The sequence below is a fragment of the Cohaesibacter celericrescens genome (genome assembly GCF_002866925.1).
In the GTDB taxonomy this organism is placed as follows: domain Bacteria; phylum Pseudomonadota; class Alphaproteobacteria; order Rhizobiales; family Cohaesibacteraceae; genus Cohaesibacter; species Cohaesibacter celericrescens.
Genome location: NZ_PKUQ01000055.1, coordinates 384,142 through 399,550, shown reverse-complemented (window position 1 = coordinate 399,550; position 15,409 = coordinate 384,142). Strand labels below are relative to the sequence as shown.

Here is a 15,409-nt window from a genome sequence, read left to right as displayed (position 1 = left end):
ACCCCTGCGTCCAAATATAGCGATAAATTGCATGTTTTATGGGCTGTGTTGACTCTCTCTGTGTGTAACTTGAGGTATTTTACTGGCTTTTTGATCATTTAAGCATCTTCTGGACATCGGAGACTGATTCGTTTTGGCTGTTTTGGACATCCGCCTGGTCATTTTGAGATCTCCGCATTTTTTGGAAGGAAATTTATCTAAAAATGCGATCAAATACGAAACCTCATTTTCCAATTAACAATAAGCAACAGCCAAATCGTGTTTTTTCTCGTCAAAACTTCTTATTGACGCGCTTTTACAATTCCACGCGTGTCGCGCAGACCAACGCGGATCTTTGCACCCAGTCAACCTTCTGCTAATCTGCATTACTCGCAAAAATCGTTTTTGCGCTCTAATTTCCCCAAACATCAAGTGTATGCGCTCGTGACATCATTAATTACCGAGACTTCCGGGCAATCCGGTTTAAGCGCCTCTGTCATCAATCAGTTCAAAACCTTGATCGGTGCGCATTTTTGTCTGACGACTCCCAGCGAGGTCGCTTCCTACTGTAAGGAAGCCCGCAATAAATTCTTTGGTAAATGCTCGCTGGTGCTCAAACCAGGCAGCACACGTGAGGTCAGCGATGTCGTTGCGCTGGCCAATGCGTTGAATATTGCGATTGTCCCGCAAGGGGGCAATACCGGGCTTGTTGGTGGACAGATTCCGGATTCTTCCGGTCGTCAAATCATTCTGTCGACCGAGCGTCTTAATCATATCCGCAGTCTTGATGCAGATAGCAATGTGGTGATTGTCGAGGCAGGGGTTATTCTCGAGACGTTACAGAATGCTGCTGATGAGGCAGGTCGGATGTTCCCTCTTGCATTGGGAGCACAGGGCTCTTGCCAGATTGGCGGCAATCTATCGACCAATGCAGGTGGAACTAGCGTTTTAGCCTATGGCAATACGCGCGATATGGTGCTTGGTCTGGAAGTGGTTCTGCCAGATGGGCGTATCTGGAATGGCCTTAGGTCCCTGCGAAAAGACAACACCGGTTATGATCTCAAACACCTGTTTATCGGGGCAGAAGGCACGTTGGGTGTCATTACGGCTGCCTCCCTTAAGCTGTATCCAAAACCGCGCGATCAGCAAGTTTCCTTTGCTGGCCTTGAGACACCTGACCAAGCCTTGGCGTTGTTCAACTTGGCCCGAGCACATGCCGGTTCGATGCTCACGGGGTTCGAGCTAATCCCACGGATCGGAATGGAATTTGCTTTCTCTCATCTTCCAGACACTAGAGATCCCATGGCTGAAACGCACCCTTGGTATTGCCTGATTGAGCTTTCCATCGGGTCTGATGCAGTCGATGGCCGCGCTTTGATAGAGACTATTCTGGAAGAAGCGTTCGAAGCAGGCCTGATCGGTGATGCAGTGTTGGCAGAAAACACCAGACAAGCCCAAGACTTCTGGCGTATCCGGCACGGGCTGAGTGAAGTGCAAAAGCACGAAGGCGGCTCCATCAAGCATGATATTTCAGTACCGGTCAGCGCGATTCCCCGCTTTCTGGAGCGCGCAATGGCAGCGTGTGAGGCTGCTATTCCTGGATGTCGATTGGTTCCCTTTGGTCATATGGGAGACGGAAATTTGCACTTCAATATTTCCCAACCCATCGGCGCAGACCAAACCGCCTATTTGGCGCGCTGGGAAGAAATTAATGCTTTGGTGCATGCTATCGTTGCCGACATGGGAGGCTCCATATCAGCGGAACACGGGATAGGCACCCTCAAACGCGACTTACTGCCCGATGTAAAAGATCTGGTGGAAATGGAGTTGATGGCACAAATCAAAACAACACTGGACCCCAAAGGCCTTATGAATCCAGGCAAAGTCCTGCAGATGGTGAAAGCAAATACGAAAGACACAAAACAATGACCGAGCTGGCAATTTGTAACATTCAGGAAGAGGATGTGGCGACAGTAATCGCTCTGTGGCAGGCATGTGGCCTGACCCGACCGTGGAACGATCCTCATAATGACATTGCATTTGCCCGCGCCAAGCCAACGTCTACTTTGCTTGTTGGCCGCAAAGGCCCCTCTGGCCCCATTGTTGCGAGCATAATGGTTGGGCATGACGGCCACCGTGGGTGGGTCTATTATCTCGCCGTGGCACCAGAGCATCAACGCATAGGCATCGGCCAAAGCATGATGAAAGCTGCCGAAGACTGGCTGTTGCGACAGGGCATCTGGAAAACACAACTCATGGTGCGAACCGGCAATGAAAAGGTTATCCGTTTTTACGAATCTCTAGGCTACAATGTCAGCCAGACGCAAGTGCTCGAACGCTGGATCGATCCCTCAAAACGAGGGGTTTCATCAAGCGAGGCCTAAATGTCAATCGCAAGCAGAATGGATCAGTTTTTAGGGCCAAACAGGACCAAAACCAGCCACACCGGGATGATCACCACCATGCCCACCAAGGTGTTTGGCACTGCCCAAATGACAATCCAGTTGATGGTCAGTTCCAGCGCGTCAGTCATTTGGTCTATGTAACTGGACATGCCTGGAAAAATGTCTTTTGTCGTGATGCCGACGAAAGTCAAGACTGTGCCAGTAATTAGGGACGCGAGCAGGGCCTTACCCAAACTGGACAGCATCGATGCAAAACGCATGGTCCTCTCCCCCTCGTTATATCAATGGAATTTGGTTGCGGTTGTAGGCTTTTCCGGTCGACCGACAAAGTGTCAGTCTCTAGCAAGTTACCATAGAAGCGGTAATCATTTGTTAATGACGAAACCGACAGGGCTATCTTTACCCTGACGCACAGTTGAAGCTTTACTCTCCAGCAGATGCCGGTAACAAAGATTGGCTCAAGTCCTGAGCAGGATCGTCTTTCTGGAACAGCTGTTCGACCGCTTCCCCAAAGGTTTTCAATGGCGTCAGGTCTGGCTCGCCTACAGACAGCGCAGTCATAGGATCGAAAAGCCGCCCCTTCCCAGATGGAGCTTCTTTTGGTATCGAGCCCCTTTGTTGATTGTTCTGGGAAAGACTTTCAACATCGCCGGACACTGGTTCGGTCAGATTGGGCTCGGTCTGATCGGGTTTGAGTTGTTCTGGAGCAGGTGCCTGAACAGGGTTTGGATTGTCGGTCTTTTCAATCGGGCCAAAATCGGTAGGCACGCCGGGGACCAGAATGTCCTTATTCTCAGATACCGGCACATCACCTATCTTATGCAGCGACAACAGCGGACGTTCAATCGGTCCGTTCAGATGAAATGTAAATTGTTCGATCGGCTCTTCGCTGGAATGGGTTGTTGGATCATTGCTTCGGTAAAGCGCCAGAGTACCGGGGAAATCCAACGCCATCTCCGAAAGTTTCAGCTCTGCTTTCCCCAGCAAAGCCCGTTTTCCGGATGTAACCCGAAGTCCGTCGATGAATATTGTTTTCTCTGCCATCCGGCCCCGTATAGACAGAACATCAAAGGCCGAGTCTCCATTGTAAAGCGCGTCTGGCTCCACTGTTCCGTTGGGCTCCAAAGCTTTTTGCATTGTGTCGAGGTTGAAGTTGTTTAATTCGCCGTCGGTCACGACAAGCGACAAATCACCATTTGCTGATTGGGCTATTTGGCCTAGATTCTCGCCCTCGCCCTGCAGGTCGATTTCTGCCAGCGCGGTGCCGGTTAAAAACGCGCGTCCAATCATCTCACGTGCAAGAGTGCCCGCCAGAATGCCGTTGGCCTTGGCGCGAAGATGCCCGCTCAATTCACCCTCTTCAGATTTGGAAGGTCGTATATCGAGGCTCGCTTCCATACGGCCGCCATAGGCATAGGCTTCGCTGATGGAAAATGACATTTGCCTGTCCCGCGTGACGAGCGTCGCGGCTGTTCGGCCAAGCTTTACCGGCCCCAGAGCGAGCTGATTAGCAGACAGTCGAACATCAAGATCAACAAGGCCAAGATCCTTTGCTGCCAAGCTTTGATCGAGCAGCGCTTTTGATCCGCTTTTGGGCATAAGATAAGCGTCGAGATCCAGTTTATCGCTTGCGAGGGTGCCTTGGATCAGCGGGCGATCACGACGAAAGTCAAGCTGCATCACGCCGTCAACACGGTTGTTGTCAATCGTCAGCGCCATGTCGGAAAAAGCGACCGATGCTCCAACCAGGTTGGAGCGCGCTTTCAACGAGGCCGCGCCCAGAGATTCACCGGATCTCACCGTTCCACCCAACCAAGATATCCAGTCACGCAGGGACTTTGTTTCAAAGGAAAAATCGCCTTCCAGCTGCAGGCTGGACATGGTTGCCGCCGTCCCCTCGATCTGGGCATCAAACAGCGGAGAACTGACTTGCAGTGACAGCGGAGACAGCCCCCCGCCAAACAACTCCATTGGCATATCCGAACGCGCAGACAGTTGAATAGGTTGATCGCGCCACTCAAACTCCCCATCGATTGCGGCGGTCTCGCCCGTGTTGGGCCAGTCAAACGCCAAATTGATGTCGGAGAGATATTCGTCTCTGCCGGTGGTCTCATCTACGTAATGAGCACTACCAGAGGAAATCTGGAAATTACCCAGCGATATATCGGACAGTGCCAACCGATTGTTGTGATCGTCCGGAGAGATCAAATCCCCTCCGGTCAAATCCCAAGAGGCTTTGCCATCGGCATTGCGCACAAGGTCGAAGACAGGGTTGTCCAAATGAAAACGCCGGACTTCGAATTTGCCCAAAATCAACGGCAGCCAATACATCTCGGCGCGCAGAACCTGCATGGAAACCAGCGGTGGTTTGTTAGAACCAAGATGGGAGGCGACTTGCACGTCTTTGAGCTTGATGGTCAAATAAGGAAAGACCGTTACAACAGGCTCTCCACGCACCAAGACCGGCAACCCCATCCAATCAGAAATCTGTTTGGAAATCTGTTTTTTAACAACGCGGGTGTTGATTAGAAAGGGTGACGCCGCAGCAAGCCCACCAAGAGCGACCATCAAGGCCACAACGGCCCATAGGACACGGATCCGCATGGTTGGTGTCATTATCCAGCTGTTCCTTTTATCCCGGTTTTGCGCTTACGGATCGCTCATTGAGGCAAGAACCACGTTACAACGGGCTTCAAGCTCATCTCAATTAGGTCATGTGTTGCCATAGCGCCTTTAAAACTAGCGCTAACCCAATTGCACCGATTCCGCAGACTGCCCATTTAGCAGGCATTCTTAAAGACAATGCCATATTAGACAGCTTGCTCCTGCTTGTACAAAGCAAAATGCGAGAGAAACAGGGTTAACAACAACATGGACAGGGTGAAAACATCCTGCCCCCCGCCCGAAGGCGCAATCGCTGCTTTATTTATCAGCGACCACCACAACCAGCGAGGTATTGTTCGGAGTCGGCACTAGAGATCCAATAATTTTCTGATAGCGGGCAATATGTCTCGAAGCCAAGAAAATCGCTAAAGCACGACGCCAGCAGTTCCCAACCCCGGACTGCTCCCAACGGCCGGGCGGATGGGTTTTAATCTCTTTCAAAAGCCTCGCGTGAGCCATTTCCAGTTCTTGGTCCAACAGCTTGCCAGTGCTTTCTCCAAGAATTTCAACCCAATCTCTTCCATATCGCCCCTTCTTCACACTATAGAAGTAGCGATCAAGAAGAGATTTCACGGCATTGGAGGCAGCCTCCACCGTGTCAATGATGTGCCCCTCGGGCGCTAGTTCGAGACTGTCATCCCACTCTGGCGTCGGCCGTCGGGCGACGTAAGCAGGGCATGTGGTTTCCCCAAGGGTCGAGCAATCAATCCTTGGGGAAACAGGTTTCGGCACTCTATCGCTTAGGCGGCCACATCGATCAACAGCGTTGCGTCGGTTTTGGCGACAACTTCATCGACCGTCACATCCGGCGCCAACTCAATGAGAGCCAATCCCTCTTTGCGGACTTCCATCACGCCCAGATCGGTGACGATCAAATCAACCACACCCTTGCCCGTCAGCGGCAGCGTGCAGGTCTTGAGCACTTTGCTCTCACCTTTTTTGTTGGTGTGATCCATGACGATAACGATGCGCTTGACACCAGAGACCAAGTCCATCGCGCCGCCCATGCCCTTGACCAGTTTTCCCGGGATCATCCAGTTGGCGAGATCGCCATTCTGGGCCACTTCCATCGCACCCAGAACCGACAGGTCAATGTGACCGCCGCGGATCATAGCGAAAGACTGTGACGAGGAGAAATAGGATGTACGAGGCAGCTCAGTGATGGTCTGCTTGCCAGCATTGATCAGGTCCGCGTCAACATTGTCATCGGTGGGGAAAGGCCCCATACCCAACATGCCATTCTCGGACTGGAGCGTGACTTCCATATCGGTGGGCACATAGTTGGCCACCAGTGTGGGGATGCCAATGCCCAGATTCACATAGAAGCCATCCTGCAATTCTTTCGAAGCACGTTCGGCCATTTGTTCGCGTGTCCATGCCATTATACTCGTCTCCCTTAGCCAGCACGCGTGGTGCGTTGTTCAATGCGCTTGACGTGCTCACCCTGAACGATGCGCTGGACATAGATTTCGGGCGTATGAATTGCCATTTTGTCCAGAGAACCCAGAGGCGCGATTTCTTCCACCTCGGCAATGGTGATCTTGCCTGCAGCAGCACATTCGGGATTAAAATTCATGGCTGTCATACGATAGGTGAGATTGCCTTTTTCATCGCCTTTGTAAGCTTTGACTATGGCTAGGTCTGTGCGGATACCACGTTCGAGAATATAGGTTTCGCCGTCGAAATCCTTATGTTCTTTGCCTTCGGCAATGATCGTTCCGACACCGGTTTTGGTATAAAAACCGGGAATGCCTGCGCCACCGGCACGCAGACGCTCGGCCAATGTGCCCTGCGGATTGAATTCGAGTTCCAACTCACCGGACAAATATTGGCGCATAAATTCGGCATTTTCCCCGACATAGGAAGACACCATTTTTTTGATTTGGCGGGTTTGCAGCAACAAGCCCATGCCAAAATCGTCAACGCCACAATTGTTGGAGACAACCGTGATGTCTTTCACGCCGGTCTCTCGCAGTGCCAGGATCAGGTTTTCAGGAATGCCGCAAAGGCCGAAGCCACCAACGGCGATGGTCATGCCATCAAACACGACATCTTCCAGCGCCTTGGCAGCGCTGGTGTACACTTTTTTCATATAGCTCTCCCACATTCGATCATGCGACCCACCCTATGGCCTTTACACGAACTAACATTTTGTTTTGGCACCATTTCTTGAAGCCCGAAGTTTATTGCTCATCGGTCAGAAACCCGCTCGGTCCGGATGATAGCCGGGCAATCCTCCATTGAATTGGTCCAAATTTTGGCGCTGCAAACACCAACATAGACCCAAGCCAATCGCAGAATAGAAATATGCCTCACCCTTGCAACTGAGCGCGGCTTTGACAAGCAGGAATGGCGCACATTCATCTAAAGGCCGATAAAGAGCAAATTAACACTACAACCTAGAATATGTTTTCTAATTAGTAATTTATAACATGTTGATGTATTATGCTGTAACTTACGCCATCACCGTCAGCTAGACGCTCGAAATGTCAAAACCTGCCTGTCCCCAAAGCGCCTTTCGCAGCTTGGCCGGTAAGCGTTTTGTCATAGATGCGGTCGAAACAAGACTGCGCTTTCCGCCACCTATACCCGGCTTTGCCGGGTTTTTTTTGTGCCACGCGTCAGTTTGACATGTTCCCTCAATTTGTTATCGGTCGAAGCTGGACCCTTTTAGGTGTCTTCATCCTGATGGGCGTTGCCGGATGTACGCGAAAGAACAATGACTGGCAAAATCCCGACCAACACGATTGTCAGCGCCGCCAATGATGCTTTTTCAAATGCTTCCAACGACGCTTGGCCATAAACCAGCGTCGCCAGAGTTTCGAAATTGAACGGGCGCAACAGAATAGTGGCAGGCAGCTCCTTCATCACATCGACAAACACCAGCAATGCACCAGAGATCAGCGCAGGCCGAATCATCGGCAAATCAATTTCGATGAGCGTGCGGAAAGGCGAGCGCCCCAATGTGCGGGCGGCGGCATCCAGATTGGGTGAAATCCTCTGCAAGCCGGTTTCTCCCGCTCCATAGGACATGGCCATGAAGCGCACACAATAGGCATAGAGCATCGCCGCACCAGAGCTGATGAGAATAAGGCCAGTGGCAATACCAAACCAATCGCGCATGGTGGAGGCGATTAAATTATCCAGGCTTGCAATGGGGATAAGGATTCCCACCGCCAGTACTGTGCCGGGCACGGCATAGCCGACAGACGAGATGCGGGTGATAGCAGCAACGAACATGCTGTTGTGCAAGCGGGCAAAATAAGCTAACGCGGTGCCGATCGCTGCCGTCAGGATGGCTGCACAAACGGCAAGGAGCAAAGAATTGCCCATTGCGACAAAAAAGTCTGTGTTCAGATTGTCTTGCCAATGCAGCATTACAGAACGAGCAAGCACCAGAGCAGGCAGGATAAACCCAAGAATTATGGGTGCCAAACATGCCAAAAACGCCGACAGCGCCCGAATGCCTGTGAGCTGATAGCTGGGCAGCGCTTGATAGCGACGAGATGTGACTGCGAAGCGCTGTTTGCTTCTCCCGCGCCTTTCCAACCACAGCAGCAACAGCACGACCAAAAGCATGACGGTTGAAATCTGAGCCGCCCCAGCCAGACTGGATCGATTGAGCCAGGTGTCATAAACACTGAAAGTGAGTGTTTTAACGCCAAAAAACTCCACGGCTCCAATATCATTGAGACATTCCATCATCGCCAAGGTCACGCCAACGACAATAGCTGGACGGGCCAGTGGCAAAGCAACAGCAAAAAACAGCCTAAGAGGCCCAGCCCCCAGTGTGCGCGAAACATCCAATGCGCAAGCGGACTGCAACAGAAACGTCGCGCGGCTGGTCAAATAGACATAGGGATAGAGAACCAAACTCATAACCAATATCGCACCGGGCAAGGAACGAATTTCGGGAAACCAATAATCCCGCGCATTTTTAAAGCCGAACAGCCAGCGAAGAGCGTTCTGAGCGGGGCCGGAATAGTCGAGCAGATCCACAGCAGCATAGGCGACAATATACGTCGGGATAGCAAGCGGCACCAGCAAAGCCCATTGAAAAATGCCGCGTCCGGGAAACCGGCACATGGTTACCAGCCACGCCGTCGAGACGCCGATCACAATTGTTAGGATCCCTACCCCAAGCATCAGCCACGCGGTTGTTACCACTGCACGAGGTAGCACCGTCGATATCAGGTGGGGCCAGACTTCGCCAGCGTCACCAAAGGCGATTACGATCAATGATATGATCGGAATCGTGATAAAAAACACCACAAGCGATAGCAACGCCCACCCCAAAAGCGCGCGACCGTTGCTCTGGCGAACGGAGCGCACCAAACGTCCCCAAAGAGGTTGGGCTCGCCTATGATCCGCTTTTGTGGGATGAGTAGATACATCGTTGCTATTGGACACGCGGCCTCTCAGATATGGATCGGCGATGGCGGGAAGAATTCTTGACTTTCATATCCATATTTACCCGTAGAATCAAGAATGCCTGACAGTTACAGATCTGCTCGGGCAAAATATCCCACCACCTTGCCCCTTTTGCACAACCGATATAACAATAGACTGTCTTTCCTTTGGTAAGAGCTTGAGTGACTTTTGTCAGCTTTGCCATTTTTACCTTTTCAAAACCATTCGCATTTTGCTTTTGGCTCCAAAGCAGCGTCCTGTCATGCCCAATCGTTATCTCATTCTTACTTTGATGTTTTTCGGAATGTTCAGTACCGCGGCAACCGTGCCCTATATGGGATATTTTATTGTTGAAGGGCTGGGAAAAGAGCCTTGGATGATCAGTATCTATGCGGTTTTGGTGACGTCGATGATTTTGGTTGTCAACCGGTTCTTGGGACGGCGCATAGATGAGGGTGGCGACATCCGAGCCTATATTTTCTGGGCCATCATAGCCTATATTGTTGCCCTGACGGCGCTGCTTGTATTTACCAGCTATTGGACATTGATCTCGATCTACGCGGCTGGCATTTCTGTTGCATCTGGATCGATGTCGGTGATGTTTAGTTTCGCCCGAATTTACGCTGATGCGAGCCACATTGATGCGATCAAGTTCAACGCACAGATCAGGGCAATGGCATCCCTCGCCTGGATGATTGCGCCCGCCGGCAGTTTTACCATGGCGGGGCTTTGGGGCCATATGATTGTCTTTCAAGTGGCGTTGGGACTGGGGTTTTTATGGCTGCTAGTCTGGCATCTGACACTGAAGTCCCCCTTCAGACGCACTTCCTCCCATTCGGGGGCCTCATTAAACCAGACGGCCTCCCTCCGTACAGACTTCAACTCTGCGATTTGGATTGCTGCAGCGGTGTGCTTGTTTCTGTCACTGGGGAACTCTCTGGTCCTCTCCGCCTCGCCACTATATTTGATTAAAGAAATACATCTACCGGCGTCCGCTCCAGGCTTGTCGCTCACGGTTAAATGCTTTTTTGAAGTGATTATCATTCTGGGAACGCCCAATCTGATCAAGAAGATTGGTTTGCGCAACGCCTTGATCGTGTCTTCGATGTTGGCCGTTGCCAGCTCTATCTATCTCGCACAAATCAAGACCATGACCGAGATGTTTATCGCGGCGGCCATTGAAGGAACCTATTTCGGCATATTTGCTGCGGTGGGCGTTTCATTTGTTCAGTCTTTTTCCAAGGGCCGCATTGGCCACGCCACATCCATTTTTTCTAACGGTTTGTTTATGGGCAGCATGATTGGCGGCTCGATGATGGGAATACTTGCCAACTTTACAGATTTTCGCACAGTGATCCTATGCGCGTCCCTTCCCGCAATACTGGCGGCCATAACGCTTGTATTCACACGTGGCTCAGACAGTGAAGCAGAAAAGCTCCCTGCCTAGAGATTCAAGATGTGAAAATGCCACAGCCAAGATGGCTGTGGCATTTTCCATAAAGGATACACCGGTTAGCGCCGAAAGGGACCAGCTCTCGAGGCCAGACACCGGTTGCTTTATGTTCGAATCCCATACAAAGTCTCGCCAAGGCGAGACTTATCTGCAATAATGCGGTTCATTCGGTGACGAAAGACTGCAAAAGGACCAACTTTGACCGTCTGCCTTCCGAATGTGGGATCCATCGTAAGGACGCATTGACCAGATCGACGATGCAAGAGGACCAGAAAAGCATCGTGTGTCAATCATGCGCTTTATTGGATGAAGGGCAGCTTTCCATCGATATAGCCGTAGGACCAGTACGGTGATATCATGTCGATACCTGACACAAGCGAAGAGCGAACCTTCATCCAATTCCTGCGATACCTTTTACCGGTATCTTATTGGTTTCTCCATCCACCACCATTTCATTGGGTAATGCGGGTTGAAATGAAACCGCGGGAATGGAGAAGCTGTGATCGAAACTGTGCCTATTCAGCACCAGCATCGAAATCGACGATATCAACCAGTTCGGACGCGGTTTGGCGCGCTTCAGCAATACGGTTTAACTGAAGGTCATCTGCTTTAAAACGCCCCCAGCTCTTGACCAATTCGGACGGTTCAACATCACTAAGAACCGGATATTCAAAATTGCCTTCAGCGTAAATCTGCTGTGCATTGGCAGATGACAGAAATTCCATCAACTTGATAGCATTGCCTTTGTTGGGAGCATATTTTGTCAGCAGCATGCCAGAAATATTGACGTGTGTGCCGCGATCATTGGTATTAGGGAACAGAATGCGGACAGAGTTTGCCCATTCTTTTTGTTCGACCTCTTTGTCGTTGGTTTGCATTTTGCCCATGTAATAGGTGTTACCAAGAGCAATGTCGCATTCTCCAGCGAAGATCGCCTTGACCTGCGCCCGATCATTGCCGGTTGGGCGTCGTGCCAGATTGGCTTTGACCCCTTCAAGCCAAACCTTTGCTTCCTCTTTGCCTTTATGGGCAACGATAGAAGAAAACAGACCGATTGAATAATCATGCTGGCCGGATCTGGTGCAAAGGCGACCTTTCCACTTGGGATCGGCCAACTCTTCATAGGTAATACTATCCTGAGCAACACGCTCTTTAGAGGCATAGATGACGCGGGCACGGGTGGTGAGGCCAAACCATTCATTGCCTTCATCGCGGAAATGGGCCGGGATGTTTTTACTAAGAGTGTCTGAGACCACTGGTTGCGTAATGCCCTGTTGCTTGGCCGATTCCAAGCGGCCGACATTGGTACTGAGCAGCAAGTCGGCCGGAGTATTCTCCCCTTCCGCTTTGATGCGCGCCTCTAGGCCTTTTGAGGCAAAGATAACATTTGCCTTGATACCGGTTTCTTTGGTGAAGGCCTCAAGGAGCGGCTCAATCAAAAACGGCTGACGATAGGAGTAGATATTGACTTCGTCAGCGGCCAAGCTCGGGGTTGCTAGAGTCGACGCCATGGCAACAGCGGCAAAAGTGGCAAGCACGGAATTCTTCATGTTTCACTCCAATGGTTGGGTTCAAGGCCCAAGATCGGTGACCTGAGTGGCATTCAATGTGAGCGCCACGGCTCAGAGCCGGATGATTTTGTTGTCGTCAAACTGCTGCGAACCATTCTCAAAGTCAACATTGAAGACCTAACAAAACAGTAAGTTAATCAACAGAAGCCGCCGCCCTTCTTAGAATATTTCCAAACATGAGCGGTAAGCCCTTTTATTTCTTGCATTTCACTCTCAAGTTTACTGGAGGCGCCGTCTTGAATTTAATTGTTGAAAATGTAACTCACCTTTTAGGAAGAGCCGTTAATCCTAACGCTGCCAGTGCAGTTTCAACATGGGCGCTGTCACAATGGTACAGATTTCGGGCCAATCAGCTAATTCTTCCCGGATCATATTGAGACGCTCTGGACGATCAGTTTCAATCTCAAGCATGATATCGATCTCACCGGCTAGCGATCGCATGGACCGGATCTCTCTGATCGCATGAATCCGCGCCGACAACTGTTCACAAGACGGCACATGAGTGGACACAAAAAGCCAGGTTCGGGATTCCTTTACCGGACGCTGAATGGTGTACGAAACAATATCCCCTCGATCCTCCAAGCGGCGAATGCGCTGGCTGGTGGCTGTTCGCGACAAGTCAACCGAGGCAGCAAGCTGTTTAAGACTAGCTCGGCTATTGCTTTCCAAAAGCAGTAAAAGCTTTTCGTCAATTGCATCCATGGTTTTCTTCCACCAAAGGCCTTACCCGCCCCCTTTGCCTGCCCTGTCATAATGCCTGTTCAAACGGACATATTGCCAATCGCGCCAACTCTTCAATTCTGATCTGTTTATCACATCAGCAGAAACCCGCCTACAAGAGCAAATGATCAGGATATTAGACAATGAACTTTTTCAAATCAGCAGACTTCACTGGACAGCGCCCTTGGGATGCCTTGCCGATCGCCACGATTGAGGGCGCTAGTGTTAAATTACACTGGAGTGATCAACCCTATATATGGCATGAGAATGACGGCGCCGAGGTCTTTGTCGTGATGGCAGGAGAGGTTGTTATGAAGTCTCGTGTTGCCAAAGCTTCAGGCGATTGGGATGTCCGCGAACAACTTATGAAAGCTGGTGATATATGCCATGCCGCCTCTGGAGATCATCACGTTGCCCATCCTCTCGGGCCGGCTCGTATGCTGGTGATTGAAAAAGTAGGCAGCGTCTGAACACCAGAATATTTGGGTTCCTAACTATTTGGGTGCTTAACAGGTATTGAGATTGGTGTGAATGCCAACCATTCCAAATAGCGAAAGAATCAGCGAAATAAAAAAGGAGCGCGAAATTTTCGCGCTCCTTTTCTTGGAATTTAGGTCCCCACACAAATTCCCGAACCGGGCTGCTGATATTTAGCGCACTACGGTTCCATGGCCAACAATTAGCCAATGAATGTGAATTTAGCCTGAATCATTAATTTCAACAAGCAAATTCAGCAAAATCAGTATAATTCGATGATATTAACATGAATCCTTCCCTTCAAGACCGCAAGATTTGCACAGTCACGTCCATAATCAACCTATTTCAACGCAGTCATTGGGTTGTTGCAAATTTTTCTATGATTTTTTCCGAATTTTAGCTCGCAACGTACAATCTTGATTTCATTGGGGCGCCTGTTGCGCTAAAGGATCAAGCATAAATAATGGAGATGGTTATGCCCCCAAGCCTAGAGACGCCACGTGCCTGGCAACGAATGCTGTCTGGACGGCGACTGGATTTGCTGGACCCTTCACCGTTCGATATTGAAATTGAAGATATTGCACATGGGTTGGCAAGAGTCGCGCGGTGGAATGGCCAGACCAGCGGAGACCATTCTTTTTCGGTCGCCCAGCACAGCCTGATTGTCGAGTTTGCCTTGCGGCACAAGATCCCTCAATTGTCCCCAGCATCTGCTTTGGTGGCATTGCTGCATGATGCTCCTGAATATGTGATTGGCGATATGATCTCACCGTTCAAAACGGCAATCGGATCCGGTTACAAAAGCATTGAAGAGGGATTGGAGGCGGCGATCCATCTGCGCTTCGGGTTGCCTGCCCATCCCAGTGCAGAATTGAAGCGCAGAATCAAAACGGCTGACCGGATCTCAGCCTATTTCGAAGCGGTGCATTTGGCCGGTTTTGAACCGGCAGAGGCCGCGCAGCTGTTTGGTCGCCCTAACGGTTTGACCGTGGAGCAATTGCCGATCACACCATGGAACACACAGCAAGCCCAAGACGCTTTCTTGGAACGCTTTCACACATTGCACGATCAGTTGCATAAAAGTGACTGATTGACTGGAAACGTCAACGAATGGTTTGCGACCAAAAGGGTAAGATCAAAACCGCGCCACAGGCGATAAAGACTGATAGAGTTTACGAAGCCACCCGCCGACCAATCAGGATGATTAGGGATCATTGCATGCTATATGTCTGTTCACTTTCCAAATTGGGTCATGTTGTTGATGCGGTTAAAGCGTCGCATATGATCAGCGTGGTCAATCCTGAAATGGCGGTAACAAGACCAGAGCGCATCTTGCCCGAGAATCATTTGTTTCTCGGAATGAATGATATTTCGGTGGCAATGCCCGGTTTTGAAATGGGCTCTCGTGCGCAGGTTGAAAAGATGATCGCCTTTTTGCGCGCTTGGGACAGATCCACGCCGATGGTGATTCATTGCTGGGCCGGGGTCAGCCGGTCCACCGCATCGGCTTTTATTGCGGCCTGCGCGCTACGCCCTGATGTATCTGAATTGGAGCTGGCGCGCGCTCTGCGTGAAGCGTCACCTTCTGCCACACCAAACAAAAAACTGGTGGAGTTAGCTGATCAACTGCTTGGCCGCAAAGGGCGCATGTCACAAGCCGTGCATTCTATCGGGCGCGGTGCAGATTGTTATGAGGGCAATGTATTTGCAATGCCGCATATTGAATAGCA

14 protein-coding genes are annotated in these 15,409 nt (G+C 50.7%); 6 read left to right on the top strand and 8 right to left on the bottom strand.

Annotated elements, in window-relative coordinates; genetic code table 11:
* Window positions 1-423 precede the first annotated feature (423 nt).
* Both C0081_RS22835 and C0081_RS22830 read left to right on the top strand, forming a co-directional pair.
* Complete coding sequence (locus tag C0081_RS22835; protein WP_245418033.1) at window positions 424-1,908, top strand: FAD-binding oxidoreductase; 1,485 nt, start codon at window positions 424-426, stop codon at window positions 1,906-1,908.
* Window positions 1,905-2,363, top strand: a complete 459-nt coding sequence (locus C0081_RS22830) for a GNAT family acetyltransferase (protein ID WP_101536020.1) — start codon at window positions 1,905-1,907, stop codon at window positions 2,361-2,363. The genes C0081_RS22835 and C0081_RS22830 overlap by 4 nt, the downstream gene beginning before the upstream one ends.
* Before the next feature lie 23 nt (window positions 2,364-2,386).
* On the opposite strand, the gene C0081_RS22825 is transcribed toward C0081_RS22830, so the two are convergent.
* The 6 genes from C0081_RS22825 to C0081_RS22800 form a co-directional block, all read right to left on the bottom strand.
* On the bottom strand, window positions 2,387-2,644 hold the full coding sequence (locus tag C0081_RS22825) for a hypothetical protein (RefSeq protein ID WP_101536019.1): 258 nt from the start codon (window positions 2,642-2,644) through the stop codon (window positions 2,387-2,389).
* Between the two features lie 163 nt (window positions 2,645-2,807).
* Window positions 2,808-5,000 (bottom strand): AsmA family protein, encoded by a 2,193-nt coding sequence (locus tag C0081_RS22820; protein WP_101536018.1) that lies wholly within the window; start codon window positions 4,998-5,000, stop codon window positions 2,808-2,810.
* 306 nt (window positions 5,001-5,306) lie between these two features.
* A complete protein-coding gene (locus C0081_RS22815) occupies window positions 5,307-5,621 on the bottom strand; it encodes a hypothetical protein (protein WP_146006525.1) in 315 nt (104 codons plus the stop codon).
* 167 nt (window positions 5,622-5,788) lie between these two features.
* Complete coding sequence (locus C0081_RS22810) at window positions 5,789-6,430, bottom strand: CoA transferase subunit B (protein ID WP_101536016.1); 642 nt, start codon at window positions 6,428-6,430, stop codon at window positions 5,789-5,791.
* A 14-nt stretch (window positions 6,431-6,444) separates the two neighbouring features.
* Window positions 6,445-7,140 (bottom strand): CoA transferase subunit A, encoded by a 696-nt coding sequence (locus tag C0081_RS22805; RefSeq protein ID WP_101536015.1) that lies wholly within the window; start codon window positions 7,138-7,140, stop codon window positions 6,445-6,447.
* A gap of 578 nt (window positions 7,141-7,718) precedes the next feature.
* Complete coding sequence (locus C0081_RS22800) at window positions 7,719-9,458, bottom strand: ABC transporter permease (protein ID WP_245418032.1); 1,740 nt, start codon at window positions 9,456-9,458, stop codon at window positions 7,719-7,721.
* Window positions 9,459-9,720: 262 nt separating this feature from the next.
* Between C0081_RS22800 and C0081_RS22795 the strand changes: the two genes are divergently transcribed.
* Window positions 9,721-10,905, top strand: a complete 1,185-nt coding sequence (locus C0081_RS22795) for an MFS transporter (protein ID WP_101536014.1) — start codon at window positions 9,721-9,723, stop codon at window positions 10,903-10,905.
* A gap of 521 nt (window positions 10,906-11,426) precedes the next feature.
* Here C0081_RS22795 and C0081_RS22790 read toward each other — a convergent pair.
* Together C0081_RS22790 and C0081_RS22785 are read right to left on the bottom strand one after the other, a co-directional pair.
* Window positions 11,427-12,461, bottom strand: a complete 1,035-nt coding sequence (locus C0081_RS22790; RefSeq protein WP_101536013.1) for a Fe(3+) ABC transporter substrate-binding protein — start codon at window positions 12,459-12,461, stop codon at window positions 11,427-11,429.
* A gap of 309 nt (window positions 12,462-12,770) precedes the next feature.
* Window positions 12,771-13,184, bottom strand: coding sequence for an Lrp/AsnC family transcriptional regulator (locus C0081_RS22785; RefSeq protein WP_101536012.1), 414 nt, complete (start codon window positions 13,182-13,184; stop codon window positions 12,771-12,773).
* A 161-nt stretch (window positions 13,185-13,345) separates the two neighbouring features.
* On the opposite strand from C0081_RS22785, the gene C0081_RS22780 reads away from it, so the two are divergent.
* From C0081_RS22780 to C0081_RS22770, 3 genes are all read left to right on the top strand, one after another.
* The gene (locus C0081_RS22780) at window positions 13,346-13,672 is read left to right on the top strand and encodes a cupin domain-containing protein (RefSeq protein WP_101536011.1); all 327 of its coding nucleotides are present in this window, start codon (window positions 13,346-13,348) and stop codon (window positions 13,670-13,672) included.
* Window positions 13,673-14,154: 482 nt separating this feature from the next.
* Window positions 14,155-14,769 carry a YfbR-like 5'-deoxynucleotidase gene (locus tag C0081_RS22775; RefSeq protein ID WP_101536010.1) on the top strand — a complete coding sequence of 205 codons (615 nt, stop codon included), beginning with the start codon at window positions 14,155-14,157 and terminating at the stop codon, window positions 14,767-14,769.
* A gap of 128 nt (window positions 14,770-14,897) precedes the next feature.
* Window positions 14,898-15,407 carry a tyrosine phosphatase family protein gene (locus C0081_RS22770; protein ID WP_101536078.1) on the top strand — a complete coding sequence of 170 codons (510 nt, stop codon included), beginning with the start codon at window positions 14,898-14,900 and terminating at the stop codon, window positions 15,405-15,407.
* Window positions 15,408-15,409: the final 2 nt, after the last annotated feature.